A 14,631-nucleotide genomic window follows, 5' to 3' on the forward strand; every position below is an offset into this window, starting at 1 on the left:
GTACTGTCGTTCCATGCCACGCCGCACCGCGACGATGCTCGCCTCGACCCTCATTCTGATCGCGCTGCTCTGCGCAGGCGTGCTGATCCCCGTGCCGTACGCGGAGATGTCTCCCGGGCCGACCGTGAACACGCTGGGCGACGCTCGTGGCGAGCCGGTGCTGCACATCAGCGGCCACAAGACCTACCCCACGTCCGGGCACCTCAACATGACGACGGTCCGGGTCACCGGCGCGGACTACGACATGAACATGGTCGAGGCCGTCTACGGCTGGCTGGCCCACGACAGCGTGATCGTGCCGCACGACACCCTCTATCCGGACGGCAAGACGGAGGAGCAGTCGACGCAGGAGAACGCCGAGGAGTTCAGTCAGTCCCAGGAGAGCGCCAAGGTCGCCGCCCTGAAGGAACTGAAGATCCCCGTGACGTCCCGCGTCGTCGTCTCGACCGTCCTCAAGGACAGTGCCGCCCAGGGCGAACTGCACGCCGGTGACGTGATCAAGGCCGTCGACGGTACGGCGGTCGAGCGACCCGAGGACGTCGCGAAGCTCGTCACCGAGCACAAGCCCGGTCAGAAGGTCGTCTTCACGATCATCCCGGCCAAGGTGGCGGCCGCCGCGGAGAAGGCGGGCAAGGAGCCCCGAGGCTCCCAGGAGATCACCCTCACCACACGGAAGGCGCCGACGGAGAACAGGGCGATCGTCGGCATCCAGGCCGGTACCGACTACACCTTCCCGTTCGAGATCGACATCAAGCTCGCCGACGTCGGGGGCCCCAGCGCCGGCCTCATGTTCTCGCTGGGCATCATCGACAAGCTGACGCCCGGCAAGCTGACGGGCGGCGCGTTCGTCGCCGGCACCGGCACCATCGACGACGCCGGCGAGGTCGGACCCATCGGCGGCATCACCATGAAGCTGGTCGGTGCGCGCGAGGCCGGGGCCCGGTACTTCCTGACCCCCGACGACAACTGCGCCGCCGCCGCGTCCGACACCCCCGACGGACTCACGCTCGTGCGCGTGAAGACGCTCGACGACGCGAAGAAGTCCCTGGACAGGATCCGCGCGGGGGACACGGCCGGCCTGCCGAGCTGCTCGGCGGGCTGAGAGCCTGCCGGGTGACCTCTGAGCGAGCGACCACGCCCCGGCACGCACGCTTCCCGCGTTGCCGGAAAGCCCTGGTAGCTCCGCCACCAGGGCTTTCCGGCGCCTTGTCATCGCACGCACCGGACCGCGTCCGCTTTCCGGTCCCAGGTCACCCGGCAGGCTCCGAGGCCGGGCTCCACGGGGGTCGGCGAGCGGGGATCAGGACTCGAAGGTGGCCGCGAGGGCCTCGGCCAGCCCGGGAACGAGTCCCGCACCGGTCAGGACCTCGTTCGCGGAGTCCTTCTCCCGAAGCCGTACGGCGGAGTCCCGGGACCCGTCCCGCAGTACCGCCACCGTCATCCGGACCTCCTGCCGGTCCGGGTGACGGGCGACCCAGGCGGTGAGCTCGGAGTCACTCAGACCGTCCGGTACGGACGCCTCGGCGGACGGCGGCAGCATCAGCCGCTCGACGGTCATGGCGCAGCCGGTCACGGCGTCGGGCCAGGCGATCGTGGCGAGGAATTCGTCCAGGGCGGTGCCGTCGGGGAGTTCCTCCTGCTCGATGGGGGTGAGGGTGGCGGTCGTCGACGAGGTGTCGTCGAGACCCAGCTGGGCGGCGAGACCCGGCTCCTGGGCGCGCAGCCGCGCGGTGTCGACGAGGGCGAACAGCCGGGCGGGCTGGTCCCAGCCGAGAGTCGCGGCGTAGGCGTCGATCTCGAGGACGGCGACGGTGAGGGGGCTGGCGGCCATCGGAGGGCCGGAGGGGGAAACGTTGGGCATGTCGAACATCCTGCCTCCTTCCGCCCCGGTAACGGGAACTAGGTAAAGCCTCAGTAAGTTGCATAGGTGGGCTCTACGATCGCTGGGCCTGCTTCACACGACCGCGAACTTCGAGGTGCGCACGTTGGCTTTCCAGATGCCGGACCGCGGCGGAGGCCCGACCGGGCCACGGATCAGAGTCGGCCGCCCGTCCCGGCGCGTCCGTACCCTGCTCATGACACTAGGGGTCCTGGTGGTTCTCGCCATGGCCTTCGTCATGTTCGCCGGGTTCTGGACGGACTGGCTCTGGTACAGGTCCGTCGCGTATTCGTCCGTCTTCACGACCACACTGTGGACCAAGATCGGACTGTTCCTCGTCTTCGGACTGCTGATGGCCCTGGCCATCGGTGCGAACATCTGGCTCGCGCACCGGCTCCGGCCGCCGCTGAGCGCGATGTCGCTGGAGCAGCAGAGCCTGGACCGCTACCGCATGAGCGTCGCCCCGTACAAGAAGTGGGTGCTGCTCGCCGTCACCGCGCTCGTCGGGCTGATCGCCGGGGCCTCCGCCTCGGGTCAGTGGCGTACGTGGCTGATGTATGTCAACGGCGTGCCGTTCGGGCAGAAGGACCCCCAGTTCAAGCTGGACGTGGCCTTCTACGCCTTCGACCTGCCGTGGTACCGCTTCCTGCTGGGCTTCGGCTTCGCCGCGGCGGTGCTGTCGCTGATCGCGGCGGCGCTCACCCACTACCTGTACGGCGGGCTGCGGATCACCAGCCCCGGCGCCCGGGCCACGGGTGCGGCCACCGGCCATCTCTCCGTGCTGCTCGGCATCTTCGTGACGCTGAAGGCGGTGGCGTACTGGCTCGACCGGTACGGCCTGGCCGTGAAGTCCAGTGACTTCAAGGCCACGGACAACTGGACCGGCCTGCGGTACGTCGACGCCAACGCCTATCTCCCGGCGAAGACGATCCTGTTCTGCATCGCCGTGATCTGCGCGGTGCTGTTCTTCGCGACGCTCTGGCGTCGCACCTGGCAGCTGCCGGTGATCGGCTTCGGCCTGATGGTGCTCTCGGCGATCCTGATCGGCGGGCTCTACCCGGCGATCGTGCAGAAGTTCCAGGTCCAGCCCAACGAGCAGGCCAAGGAAGCGCCGTTCATCCGGAAGAACATCCAGGCGACGCGCGACGCGTACGACATCGACGACGCACAGGTCGACGACTACGCGGGCACGAGCACGACGGACGACAACGCCAAGCTGCGGGCGAGCGCCGACTCCGCCGCCAGCTACCGAGTGATGGACCCGAACGTCGTCTCGCCGGCCTTCCAGCAGCTCCAGCAGAAGAGGAACTACTACCAGTTCCCCAAGACACTGGACGTCGACCGCTACCCGGGCCCGGACGGCAAGGAGCAGGACACCGTCATCGGCCTGCGTGAGCTGAACCTCCAGGGCCTGCCCAAGCGGAACTGGATCAACGACCACTTCACGTACACCCACGGCTACGGAGTCATCGCGGCCCGCGGCACGACGACGGGCACCAACCCGACGGGCTCCCCGGACTTCACGGAGTCGGGCCTGCCCACCACGGGCGAACTGGGCACGTACGAGCAGCGGGTCTACTACGGCGAGAAGACCGAGCAGTACTCCATCGTCGGCGGGCCCCAGAAGGAGCTCGACTACGAGGAGGACGGCGAGAAGACCACCAGTTACAAGGGCGACAGCGGGGTCAGCCTCTCCAGCGCCTTCAACAGGGCGGCCTACGCCGTGTCGTTCAGCGAGCCGCAGATCCTGTACTCGGGAGCCATCGGTGACGGGTCGCGGATCCTGTACAACCGCACGCCCAAGGAGCGCGTCGAGGCGGTGGCGCCCTGGCTGACCATCGACGGCGACGCCTACCCGGCGGTCGTCGACGGCCGGATCCAGTGGATCGTCGACGCGTACACCACGACCAACGGCTACCCCTACGCCTCGCGTACGACGCTCGGCGACACCACGGCCGACTCGCTGACCACCAACCAGCGCGCGGTCGTCGCCCAGCAGAACCAGGTCAACTACATCCGCAACTCGGTGAAGGCCACCGTCGACGCGTACGACGGAAAGGTCAAGCTCTACGAGTGGGACACCGAGGACCCGGTGCTCAAGACGTGGCGCAAGGCGTTCCCCGGCACGGTGAAGTCCCGGTCGGACATCCCGCAGCAGCTGATGGACCACCTGCGCTACCCGCAGGACCTGTTCAAGGTCCAGCGCGAGCTCCTGACCCGCTACCACGTGGAGAACCCGGCCCAGTTCTACAGCGGCAGTGACGCCTGGCAGGTGCCGGACGACCCGACCAACAAGGAGCCCGGGGCCGTTCCGCCGTACTACCTGAGCATGAAGATGCCGGGCCAGGACGCCCAGAGGTTCTCCCTGACCACGACCTTCACCCCGAAGGGGCGCCCCAACCTGGGGGCCTTCATGGCGGTGGACGCGGACGCGGCCGGCAAGGACTACGGGAAGATCCGACTCCTGAGAGTCACCACCACCGTCAAGGGTCCCGGCCAGGTGCAGAGTGAGCTCAACGGCAACGACGACGTCGCCGAGTTCGTGAGAAACCTCAAGGGCACGGACTCCGACATCGAGTACGGCAACCTGCTCACGGTGCCGCTCGACGGAGGCTTCCTGTACATCGAACCGGTCTACACCCGCGGTGGCACGCAGAACTACCCGCTGCTGCGCAAGGTGGCCGCCTCGTACGGCTCGAAGGTCGTCTTCGAGAACAGCCTGGGGGAGGCGCTCAACGCGGTCTTCGGGGTCGAGGGGTCCGACACGACCACGCCGCCCACGGAGCCGAACCAGCCCCCGGGCGACACCACGCAGCCCCCCGCCACCGGGGACGCCGCGCTGAGGAAGGCGATCGCGGACGCCCAGAAGGCGTACGCGGACGGTCAGGCGGCCCTGAAGGAGGACGACTGGGCGGCCTACGGCAAGGCGCAGGAAGCCCTGCAGGCCGCTCTCCGGAAGGCGGCGGCGGCCCAGCCCAAGGAGGCCGGCAACGGCGGCGCTCCCGAAGCGCCGGACAAGGCCGACACCGCCGGCGCGTCCGGGGAGAAGGGCGACGGCCAGGGCGGCTGAGAAAGCTCCACCCCGCGTCGTGGTACGGTTTGAACACAACGACGCGGGGTGGAGCAGCTCGGTAGCTCGCTGGGCTCATAACCCAGAGGTCGCAGGTTCAAATCCTGTCCCCGCTACTGAAGATTGAGGCCCGGATCCTTTCCAAGGATCCGGGCCTTCGTCATGCCGGGCCGGATTTTCTCACGTTGTCCGGGTGAAGTGCGGTTCGAAGGGCATGAGTTGCTGCTGGACGTGTTTGACTTGTCTCCCTGTGGGCATGTCGACAAAACGCTGAAGTGACCTCGCTGGCCGCGATATTCCAGGTGTACGCGGGTTGGGGGTGGTGCGACGATGGTATTTATGGGGGACAGGGCAACTCTGTTGGAGACAGGGCGGTTTGTGCAGCGACGCGGCCGAGCGGCGGAAAAGGTGGCAGATGCGGTATTCGCCGCTGCCGTCGCCGAGCGCGCCGGAGCCGCTGACGGCGTCGGTGCCGGCCTCACGTCCATCGCCACGACCAGGGCCCGGGCGAGTGACGCCGAGGGTGCCGTGGACCTCACCGGTGCTCCGATCACCGACGCCACGACGGACACCGGTGACACGGCGGACACCACGGACACGGCGGACACCACGGACACGGCCGATACGGCGGACCACGCCGACGAGGTGGAGGCGAGACACCGGCGTGCGGCGGAGGCCGGCGACATCGCGTCGATGAGCGTCCTCGGGGCGCTCCTGCTGCGACGAGGCGATCTGGACGCCGCAGAGGCCTATCTGCGCGCCGCCACCGCCGAGGGCGACCGGGCTGCGGCCAACAACCTGGGTGTACTGCTCCACCAGCGTGGATACGCGGACGAGGCGGCAGGGTGGTGGCGCATCGCGGCGGTCGCCGGTTCCGCCGCCGCCGCGCATGCCCTCGGACGCCACTTCCGTGAGCGCGGGGACGAGCCGGGCGCCGAGTACTGGCTGCGCCAGTCCGCCGAGCAGGGCCACGCCCTCGGTGCGTACGCCCTGGCCGACCTGCTGGAACACCGCAGCGACCTCGGTGCGGAGCGCTGGCTGCGCGCCGCCGCCGAACAGGGGCACCGGGAGGCCGCCTACCGCCTGGCCCGCGCCCTCGAGCGCACGGCCGCCGGTGAGCCGCACGACACACTCGGGCTCGGCCGCGAGGCCGGCGCGGTCTCGCGGTTCGCCCTGGACGGCGGCGCCCGGGGGAGGCGCGACAGCCGTGTCGCCGGCGCCGCGGCCGGCCGGGCCCGCGAGGCGGAGCAGTGGTACCGGCAGGCCGCCGCGCGGGGGCACCGCCGCGCGGCCCTGCACCTCGGGGCCATCCTCGAGCAGCGCGGTGAACTCAAGGAGGCCGGCCGCTGGTACCTCACCGCGGCCAAGGACGGCGAGGCCCGCGCGGCCTGCGCCCTCGGCTTCCTGCTGCGCGACGCGGGGGACGAGGAGAGCGCCGCCGTGTGGTGGCTGCGCGCCGCCCAGCACGGCGACGGCAACGCCGCCAACGCTCTGGGCGCGCTCCACGCCGCGAGGGGCGAGCAGCAGACGGCCGAGCGCTGGTACCGCGCCGCCATGGACGCGGGTGACATCAACGGCGCGTACAACCTGGGCCTGCTCTGCGCTGCCCAGGACCGCGTCGCGCAGGCCGAGCAGTGGTACCGCCGGGCTGCCTACGCCGGGCACCGCGAGGCGGCGAACGCGCTGGCCGTGCTGCTGCTCCAGGCGGGTGACGCGACCGGCGCGGAGCCCTGGTTCTCCAAGGCCGCCGAGTCGGGCAGCGTGGACGCGGCCTTCAACCTCGGCATCCTGCACGCCGGACGCGACGAGGACCGTGCGGCGCTGGACTGGTACCGGCGGGCGGCGGCGGCCGGGCACACCGACGCGGCGCTCCAGGTCGGGATGGCGCTGCTGCGGGACGGCGAGGAACAGGAGGCCGAGCGCCATCTGCGCTGCGCGGCGGGCGGCGGCAGCGCCGAGGCCGCCTTCCGGCTGGCCGGTGTCCTCGACCTGCGGCAGCCGCCCCCCGGCCCGCCGGGGCTGGGGGAGCCGACCCCCGAGAAGACAGAGTGCGAGGAGTGGTACGAGAGGGCTGCCGAGCAGGGCCACCGCCGGGCCCAGGTCCGGGCGGGGATGCTCGCGGCCGCGCGCGGCGACATGAAGAGCGCGGCCCGCTGGTACCGCGAGGCCGCCGAGTCCGGCAGCCGTAACGGGGCGTTCAACCTCGGCCTCCTGCTCGCCCGGGAGGGCAGTGAACGGGAGGCGGCCCTGTGGTGGAGCCGTGCGGCCAACGACGGGCACGGCCGTGCGGCGCTGCGCCTCGCGCTGCTCGCCGCCCGCAGGGGCGAGCTCACCGAGGGGCAGCGCTGGTGCGCCCGGGCGGTCGAGCTCGGGCCGGCGGAGGTGACCGAGCGGGCCGCCCGGCTGCTGGAGGCGTTGCACCAGGAGCTCACCGCGTGACGGTGGACGGCGGGCCCGTGGCGGGCGGGTCCCGTGTCCGGCGCAGGAATTTGCGCTGGTCGGCGGGGTGCCGTAACGTTGCACTCACAACGACGCGGGGTGGAGCAGCTCGGTAGCTCGCTGGGCTCATAACCCAGAGGTCGCAGGTTCAAATCCTGTCCCCGCTACTGACGACCGAGGCCCGGATCCTTTCAAGGATCCGGGCCTCGGTCGTTGTGTGCGAGCAGCCGACTTCGCGAACGGCCGGTTTCTGTGCGAGCGGGGCGGTGTCGTACGTCCTGGGAGGCGTGCGTCTCCGCGGCCGCCGGCCGGAGCCCGGTGGACTCAGGCCGTGGCCGCGCAGTTAGGGCAGATGCCGCGGTAGGTCACTTCCACGTCGGAGACGGTGAAGCCGAACCGCTCGGCGGCCGGCAGATCGGCCAGCGGATTGCCGGAGGGGTGTACGTCCCGGATCGCTCCGCAGCGCGCACACACCAGGTGGTGGTGGGGGCGGTGGGCGTTCGGGTCGTACCGCTTGGCGCGCCGGTCCGTGGAGACTTCGATGACCTCGCCCAGGGAGACCATCTCGCCCAGGGTGTTGTACACGGTGGCGCGCGAGATCTCCGGGAGCCGGTCGACCGCCCGCGCGTGGACCTCGTCCGCCGTCAGGTGCACGTGCTCTCCGTCAAGAACCTCGGCCACGACGCGCCGCTGGGCCGTCATGCGCCAGCCGCGTCCACGAAGTCGTTCCAGGAGGTCACTCATGGCTCCAGCCTAACAGTGGAGGGACCGAGTCCCGAATGGGTGTGACTTTGGATGTTCACTTGACTTAGACAAAGTCCATCGTAGGATCGAGACCGGCAGACGCCAAGGGACAGGCTGCGCAGCAGACCACGACTGTGCAGGACATGACGCAGGAGGCGCACGTGACGCAGGGACCGCTCACCACGGAGGCCGGCGCGCCGGTAGCCGACAACCAGAACAGCGAGACCGCTGGCCCGGGTGGACCGGTTCTCGTCCAGGACCAGGCGCTTCTGGAGAAGCTCGCCCACTTCAACAGGGAGCGCATCCCGGAGCGTGTCGTGCACGCCCGTGGCGCCGGTGCGTACGGCACGTTCACGCTGACCCGTGACGTCTCGCAGTGGACGCGGGCGAAGTTCCTCTCCGAGGTCGGCAAGCAGACCGAGACGTTCCTGCGCTTCTCCACCGTCGCGGGCAACCTCGGCGCGGCCGACGCGGTGCGCGACCCCCGCGGCTGGGCGCTGAAGTTCTACACCGAGGAGGGCAACTACGACCTCGTCGGCAACAACACCCCGGTGTTCTTCATCAAGGACGCCATCAAGTTCCCGGACTTCATCCACACCCAGAAGCGCGACCCGTACACGGGCTCGCAGGAGGCGGACAACGTCTGGGACTTCTGGGGGCTGTCCCCGGAGTCCACGCACCAGGTGACCTGGCTCTTCGGTGACCGCGGCATTCCCGCCTCCTACCGCCACATGGACGGCTTCGGCTCGCACACCTTCCAGTGGAACAACGAGGCCGGCGAGGTCTTCTGGGTCAAGTACCACTTCAAGACCGACCAGGGCATCAAGAACCTCACCACGGAGGAGGCCGTCCGCCTCTCCGGTGTCGACCCGGACAGCCACCAGCGCGACCTGCGCGAGTCCATCGAGCGCGGCGACTTCCCGACGTGGACCGTGCAGGTGCAGATCATGCCGGCGGCCGAGGCGGCGACGTACCGCTTCAACCCGTTCGACCTCACGAAGGTCTGGCCGCACGCGGACTACCCGCCGATCGAGATCGGCAAGCTCGAGCTCAACCGCAACCCGGAGAACATCTTCGCCGAGGTCGAACAGTCGATCTTCAGCCCCGCGCACTTCGTGCCCGGTATCGGCCCGTCCCCGGACAAGATGCTCCAGGGCCGTCTCTTCGCGTACGGCGACGCGCACCGCTACCGCGTCGGCATCAATGCCGACCACCTGCCGGTGAACCGCCCGCATGCCACGGAGGCGCGCACCAACAGCCGTGACGGCTACCTGTACGACGGCCGTCACAAGGGCGCGAAGAACTACGAGCCGAACAGCTTCGGCGGCCCGTTCCAGACGGACCGGCCGCTGTGGCAGCCGGTTCCGGTCACCGGCAGCACCGGCAACCACGAGGCCGCGGTGCACGCCGAGGACAACGACTTCGTCCAGGCGGGGAACCTCTACCGGCTGATGTCGGAGGACGAGAAGGGCCGCCTGATCGACAATCTCTCCGGCTTCATCGCGAAGGTCTCGCGCGACGACATCGCCGATCGCGCGATCAACAACTTCCGTCAGGCGGACGGAGACTTCGGCAAGCGGCTGGAGGCGGCGGTCCAGGCCCTGCGCGGCTAGGGCCGGGTTTTTCGGGAAGTACCCTCCGCCCGGCGACACCCGGCACGTACACACGCCGCGTTGTCGGGTCGCCCCGGCACTTCAGGTATCGGGGCGACCCTCCGCCGGTCGGTCGCACGCACCGGACGTCGCCGGGCCTGCCCTCCGGGCAGGGCGACCCTCCTGTGGAGACGTGTCCGAGGGCGCTCAACCGCAAGGCGGTGGGCCGGATCCCCGGAAGGTTCTTCCGGGGATCCGGCCCACCGCTGTCAGGGTGTCGGCGACGCGGGCCCGAGAACCATTCCGGCGCGGGGCCGCCGGGCCGGCGTCCAGCACCGGATGATGTCGCGGACCGAGACGATCCCCACCGGCCCGTCACCGTCCAGCACGATCAGGTGCCGGAAACCGCCGTGCGTCATCGCCTCGGCGGCCTCCTCGAGGGTCCAGGCGGGGGAGGCGAAGACCACGTCGGTCGTGGTGTGGGTGGAGGCGGTCTCCACGTCAGGGTCCTGTCCGGAGCCGACCGCCTTGAGGATGTCGCGTTCGGTGATGATTCCGAGGCCGCAGTGGTCGGGGTCGTGGACGACGGCCGCTCCGATACGGCGGGCCGACATCAGGCGGGCCGCCTGGCGGAGTGTGTGTGCGGGTCCGATGGTGAGGACAACCGTGCTCATGGCGTCACGTACGAGCAAAGGGAGCCACCTCCTTCGAGGAGTGACGTGCGAACAACTCTCGTGAGTCGATTCACAAGTTCACAAGTGGGGGGCCTCAGAGTTGCACCCCGGAAGTGGCACGACAAGGGGGCGCGCGGAGCACTCAGTAGCGCTGGTTGAGATAGCCGAGCAACTCGTGGTGCAGCAGGCCGTTGGAGGCCGCGGCGTTGCCGCCGCCCGGGCCGGGGACGCCGTCCAGACTCGTGAACATGCCGCCCGCCTCCTGGACGATGATCGCGTTCGCGGCCATGTCCCACAGGGAGAGCTCGGGCTCCGCGCAGATGTCCACCGCTCCCTCGGCGACCATCATGTACGGCCAGAAGTCCCCGTACCCCCGCGTCCGCCAGCAGGCCCGCGTCAGGTCCATGAACCCGTCGAGCCGCCCCTGCTCCTCCCAGCCGGTCATCGAGGCGTAGGCGAACGAGGAGTCCGCGATCCGCTCGACCTGCGAGACGTGCAGCCGCGTCGCGGAGGTGAGGCTGCGGCCGGAGAAGGCGCCCGCACCCTTGGCGGCCCACCACCTGCGGTTCAGCGCCGGCGCGGAGACCACGCCGACCACCGGCTGGAAGCCGTCCTCGCCCGCCTCCATGAGGGAGATCAGCGTCGCCCACACGGGGACACCCCGTACGTAGTTCTTGGTGCCGTCGATCGGGTCGACGACCCAGCGCCGCGGTCCCGTGCCCTCGACCCCGTACTCCTCGCCCAGAATGGCGTCGCGCGGCCGCGCCCGGTGCAGATGTCCGCGGATCAGCTCCTCGGCGTGCTTGTCCGCCTCGCTCACCGGGGTCATGTCCGGCTTGGTCTCGACCTTGAGGTCCAGAGCCTTGAACCGGTCCATCGTCGCCGCGTCGGCGGCGTCCGCCAGTACGTGGGCCAGGCGCAGATCATCGTGGTAGTCGGGCATGCCGTCACAGTATCCACCGGCACCCGACCGGGCTACACGGCCCCGCGTCCCCGCCGGGCGGGAGAGCGTCGGCCGGGTGTCGTGCGGCCCCTCGACGGCGTCCGGGCTCGTCAACTCCGCAGCGCCGGGGCTCCGGTGCTGCGGGCGGCGACTGCCGTGGGCGCGGGAGGCCGCGCTCCGTCGGCCGTCCCCTTCCGCGTGGACGGCCGTGCACACGGTTGACGTGCCAAGGCCCACGCCGTCGGATCGGTACGCGTGCGGAGCGGCGTCGCTCGCCCACGAGGTCCTGGTGCGGCGGCCGTGCCGCCGAGGAGGCAGGGCAGGGAGCGCGGGTTCACTGCGAGGAGCCGGACAGCTGCAGACCGATCACACCGACGATCACCAACGAGATCGACACCAGCTTGAGCGTCGAGACCACGTCGTCGAGGAAGACCATCCCGTAGATCGCGGTGCCTGCCGCGCCGATGCCCGTCCACACCGCGTACGCCGGGCCGACGTCGAGTTTCTTGAGGGACAGGGTCAGCAGGCCGAAGCTGCCGAGGGCGAAGGCGCAGAACGCGATGGTGGGCCAGAGCCGGGTGAACCCGTGGGAGAGCTTCAGGCACACGGCGAAGCCGGTCTCGAGCAGTCCGGCGACCACGACCAGCAACCACGCCATCGTCAGGTGCCTCCCACATAGGTGACGGCTTCGTCTCGCTCGACGCGATTATGCCCTTACCAGCCGTGACGGCTCGCAAACGTGCGCGAGTCGGGCGGCACTGTCGCCGGGGCCTCCGCCCGCCGGGCCTACCCCGCCGAGCGTGCCGCCCGTCCGAACCGCCGCCCGTCAGTCGCCCTCGCGACGCTCCCGCGTCGAGAGCAGCCGCCGCAGCGAGTCCAGCCGCGCCGGATCGGCGTGCCCCTCCGCCACCCAGGCGTCCAGGGCGCACTCAGGCTCCTGGCCGTCGTGGGTGCAGCCGCGCGGGCAGTTCTCCGTACCCGGCTGGAGATCCGGGAAGGCGTTGATGACCCGGGAGGGGTCCACGTGGTGCAGCCCGAAGGACCGCACACCCGGGGTGTCGATCACCCAGCCGCGGGCGTCGGGGAGCGGGAGTGCGAGCGCCGACGTCGTGGTGTGCCGGCCGCGCCCGGTGACGGCGTTGACCACACCGGTGGTCCGGCGCCTGTCCTTCGGAACCAGGGCGTTGACCAGCGTCGTCTTGCCGACCCCGGAGTGGCCGACGAAGGCGGTCACCCGGTCGTCCAGCAGTTCGCGCACCCGGTCCGCGGCGTCGCCGTTCTCCAGTTCCTCGCGGCTGGTGACTATGTAGGGGACGCCCAGCGGGGTGTACGCCTCCAGGAGCCTGTCCGCGGAGGCCAGATCGGACTTGGTCAGGACGAGGAGCGGGGAGAGGCCTCCGTCGTACGCCGCCACCAGGCAGCGGTCGATCATGCGGGGCCGCGGTTCGGGATCGGCGAGCGCGGTGACGACGGCGAGCTGGTCGGCGTTGGCCACGACCACGCGCTCGTACGGATCGTCGTCGTCGGCCGTGCGGCGCAGTACGGAGCGCCGTTCGCCGATGCGGACGATGCGGGCCAGGGTGTCCTTGTCCCCGGAGAGGTCACCCACGAGGGAGACCCGGTCACCCACCACCGCCGCCTTGCGGCCCAGCTCCCGGGCCTTCATCGCCATCACGGTGCGGCCGTCGACCAGGCAGGTGAGCCGGCCGCGGTCGACGGTGAGGACCATGCCGTCCAGGGCGTCCTCGTGCTTGGGGCGGGTGTGGGTGCGGGGCCGGTTGCCCTTGCGGTTGGGACGGACGCGGATGTCGTCCTCGTCGGGGTTCTTCCCGTAACGGCGCATCGGCTCAGACCTCGCGCCGCGCGGGGGCGGTCCCGGTGGTTCCGGGTGAGACGCCGACCGCCCCGGGGGCGGCCCCGAGCATGCCCGACCACATCTCCGGGAAGTCCGGCAGCGTCTTGGCCGTCGTGCCGATGTTCTCGATCTCGACTCCGGGCACCGCGAGGCCGATGAGCGCGCCCGCTGTCGCCATGCGGTGGTCGTCGTACGTCTGGAAGGTGCCACCGTGCAGCGGGCGGGGCCGGATCAGCAGTCCGTCGGCGCTCTCCACGACGTCGCCGCCGAGGCCGTTGATCTCCTTGGTGAGGGCGGCCAGGCGGTCGGTCTCGTGCAGCCGCAGATGGGCGACGCCGCGGAGGGTGGACGGGGAGTCGGCCAGCGCCGCCAGCGCCGCGATCCCCGGAGTCAGCTCACCGACCTCGCTCAGGTCGACGTCGATGCCGTGGACGCGGCCCGAGCCGGTGAAGGTGAGGCCCCGCTCGGTCAGCTCGCAGCTGCCCCCCATCGCGGTGAAGATCTCCCGCAGAGCGTCACCCGGCTGGGTGGTGCGCAGCGGCCAGTCGGGAACGGTGACGCGCCCGCCGGTGACGAGCGCGGCGGCCAGGAAGGGCTGGGCGTTGGAGAGGTCGGGTTCCACCGTCAGGTCGCGGCCGAGCAGCGCGGACGGGGAGACGCGCCAGACGTCCGGTTCTCCGCCGGTCTCCGGCTCGTCGACCTGGGCACCGACGGCGCGCAGCATGTCGACGGTCATCCGGATGTGGGGCATGGAGGGAAGGGCCGAGCCGGTGTGGCGGACCTCCACGCCCTGGTTGAAGCGGGGGCCGGACAGCAGGAGCGCGGAGACGAACTGGGAGGACGAGGAGGCGTCGATCGCCACGCGACCACCGTCCAGCGCACCGGCGCCGTGCACGGTCAGGGGCAGTGCCCCGCGTCCGTCGTCGTCGATCCGGGCGCCCAGGCTCTTGAGCGCGTCGATCACCCCGTGCAGGGGGCGCTCGTAGGAGCGGGGGTCCCCGTCGAAGTGGACCGGGCCGTCCGCCAGACAGGCCACCGGAGGCAGGAAACGCATGACCGTGCCCGCGTTGCCGACGTCGACCGCGGCCGGACCGTGCAGGCCCGCCGGGATGACGCGCCAGGCCTCACCGGACCCGTCCGGACCCACCCCCTCCTCGATCCCGACGCCCATCGCGCGCAGCGCCTGGGCCATCAGCAGGGTGTCGCGGGAGCGCAGCGGGCGGCGCAGCCAGCCCGGCTCGGAGGACAGGGAGGCGAGGACGAGAGCGCGGTTGGTGACCGATTTGGATCCGGGCACGGTGACGGTCGCGTCGACGGCCCCGGTCGCACGGGGGGCGGGCCAGAGGGCGGGGTGCGCGGAGCTTTCGGTCATGCCCCTCACTTTAGTGGCTCACCGCAATCCCAGAGCCTGAACAAATAGGACGAAATCAGGGCG

The 14,631-nt window shown here is 70.6% G+C and carries 11 protein-coding genes and 2 tRNA genes; 6 read left to right on the forward strand and 7 right to left on the reverse strand.

Translation table 11 applies throughout. The annotated features are described in order from the left end of the window. Positions 1-13 precede the first annotated feature (13 nt). Positions 14-1,102, forward strand: coding sequence for a PDZ domain-containing protein (locus ACH4VO_RS01225; RefSeq protein WP_360997197.1), 1,089 nt, complete (start codon positions 14-16; stop codon positions 1,100-1,102). A gap of 198 nt (positions 1,103-1,300) precedes the next feature. On the opposite strand, the gene ACH4VO_RS01230 is transcribed toward ACH4VO_RS01225, so the two are convergent. Then, positions 1,301-1,870, reverse strand: a complete 570-nt coding sequence (locus ACH4VO_RS01230) for a PPA1309 family protein (protein ID WP_360997195.1) — start codon at positions 1,868-1,870, stop codon at positions 1,301-1,303. A 127-nt stretch (positions 1,871-1,997) separates the two neighbouring features. Here ACH4VO_RS01230 and ACH4VO_RS01235 point away from each other — a divergent pair, with 127 nt between their 5' ends. The 4 genes from ACH4VO_RS01235 to ACH4VO_RS01250 all read left to right on the forward strand — a co-directional run bounded on the left by ACH4VO_RS01235 (position 1,998) and on the right by ACH4VO_RS01250 (position 7,555). Further along, a complete protein-coding gene (locus tag ACH4VO_RS01235; protein WP_360997213.1) occupies positions 1,998-4,949 on the forward strand; it encodes a UPF0182 family protein in 2,952 nt (983 codons plus the stop codon). 42 nt (positions 4,950-4,991) lie between these two features. Further along, positions 4,992-5,065: transfer RNA gene (locus tag ACH4VO_RS01240), tRNA-Met, on the forward strand. A gap of 214 nt (positions 5,066-5,279) precedes the next feature. Further along, on the forward strand, positions 5,280-7,388 hold the full coding sequence (locus tag ACH4VO_RS01245; RefSeq protein ID WP_360997193.1) for a tetratricopeptide repeat protein: 2,109 nt from the start codon (positions 5,280-5,282) through the stop codon (positions 7,386-7,388). Between the two features lie 93 nt (positions 7,389-7,481). Beyond that, positions 7,482-7,555: transfer RNA gene (locus ACH4VO_RS01250), tRNA-Met, on the forward strand. Between the two features lie 157 nt (positions 7,556-7,712). On the opposite strand, the gene ACH4VO_RS01255 is transcribed toward ACH4VO_RS01250, so the two are convergent. After that, positions 7,713-8,132, reverse strand: a complete 420-nt coding sequence (locus tag ACH4VO_RS01255) for a Fur family transcriptional regulator (protein WP_360997191.1) — start codon at positions 8,130-8,132, stop codon at positions 7,713-7,715. Positions 8,133-8,275: 143 nt separating this feature from the next. On the opposite strand from ACH4VO_RS01255, the gene ACH4VO_RS01260 reads away from it, so the two are divergent. After that, a complete protein-coding gene (locus ACH4VO_RS01260; RefSeq protein WP_360997189.1) occupies positions 8,276-9,745 on the forward strand; it encodes a catalase in 1,470 nt (489 codons plus the stop codon). 248 nt (positions 9,746-9,993) lie between these two features. Here ACH4VO_RS01260 and ACH4VO_RS01265 read toward each other — a convergent pair whose 3' ends face one another. The 5 genes from ACH4VO_RS01265 to aroA all read right to left on the reverse strand — a co-directional run bounded on the left by ACH4VO_RS01265 (position 9,994) and on the right by aroA (position 14,568). Then, entirely contained in the window at positions 9,994-10,416 is a 423-nt protein-coding gene (locus ACH4VO_RS01265; RefSeq protein WP_360997187.1) for a CBS domain-containing protein, read from the reverse strand. Between the two features lie 124 nt (positions 10,417-10,540). Then, entirely contained in the window at positions 10,541-11,341 is an 801-nt protein-coding gene (gene hisN / locus ACH4VO_RS01270; RefSeq protein WP_360997186.1) for a histidinol-phosphatase, read from the reverse strand. A gap of 334 nt (positions 11,342-11,675) precedes the next feature. Beyond that, positions 11,676-11,999: a multidrug efflux SMR transporter gene (locus ACH4VO_RS01275; RefSeq protein WP_069170818.1), complete on the reverse strand. Its 324-nt coding sequence runs from the start codon at positions 11,997-11,999 to the stop codon at positions 11,676-11,678. A 168-nt stretch (positions 12,000-12,167) separates the two neighbouring features. Continuing rightward, positions 12,168-13,184 (reverse strand): ribosome small subunit-dependent GTPase A, encoded by a 1,017-nt coding sequence (rsgA, locus tag ACH4VO_RS01280; RefSeq protein ID WP_360997185.1) that lies wholly within the window; start codon positions 13,182-13,184, stop codon positions 12,168-12,170. A 4-nt stretch (positions 13,185-13,188) separates the two neighbouring features. Next, positions 13,189-14,568 carry a 3-phosphoshikimate 1-carboxyvinyltransferase gene (gene aroA / locus ACH4VO_RS01285; RefSeq protein WP_360997183.1) on the reverse strand — a complete coding sequence of 460 codons (1,380 nt, stop codon included), beginning with the start codon at positions 14,566-14,568 and terminating at the stop codon, positions 13,189-13,191. Positions 14,569-14,631 lie beyond the last annotated feature (63 nt).

Origin of the sequence: Streptomyces sp. NPDC020780 (assembly GCF_044334475.1) — a bacterium.
Taxonomy (GTDB): domain Bacteria; phylum Actinomycetota; class Actinomycetes; order Streptomycetales; family Streptomycetaceae; genus Streptomyces.

Coding starts and splice junctions, on each gene's coding strand:
- ACH4VO_RS01275 (WP_069170818.1), bottom strand. CDS start 11,999: ATGGCGTGGTTGCTGGTCGTGGTCGCCGGACTGCTCGAGACCGGCTTC.
- ACH4VO_RS01255 (WP_360997191.1), bottom strand. CDS start 8,132: ATGAGTGACCTCCTGGAACGACTTCGTGGACGCGGCTGGCGCATGACG.
- rsgA (WP_360997185.1), bottom strand. CDS start 13,184: ATGCGCCGTTACGGGAAGAACCCCGACGAGGACGACATCCGCGTCCGT.
- ACH4VO_RS01245 (WP_360997193.1), top strand. CDS start 5,280: ATGGTATTTATGGGGGACAGGGCAACTCTGTTGGAGACAGGGCGGTTT.
- ACH4VO_RS01225 (WP_360997197.1), top strand. CDS start 14: ATGCCACGCCGCACCGCGACGATGCTCGCCTCGACCCTCATTCTGATC.
- ACH4VO_RS01260 (WP_360997189.1), top strand. CDS start 8,276: ATGACGCAGGAGGCGCACGTGACGCAGGGACCGCTCACCACGGAGGCC.
- hisN (WP_360997186.1), bottom strand. CDS start 11,341: ATGCCCGACTACCACGATGATCTGCGCCTGGCCCACGTACTGGCGGAC.
- aroA (WP_360997183.1), bottom strand. CDS start 14,568: ATGACCGAAAGCTCCGCGCACCCCGCCCTCTGGCCCGCCCCCCGTGCG.
- ACH4VO_RS01235 (WP_360997213.1), top strand. CDS start 1,998: ATGCCGGACCGCGGCGGAGGCCCGACCGGGCCACGGATCAGAGTCGGC.
- ACH4VO_RS01230 (WP_360997195.1), bottom strand. CDS start 1,870: ATGTTCGACATGCCCAACGTTTCCCCCTCCGGCCCTCCGATGGCCGCC.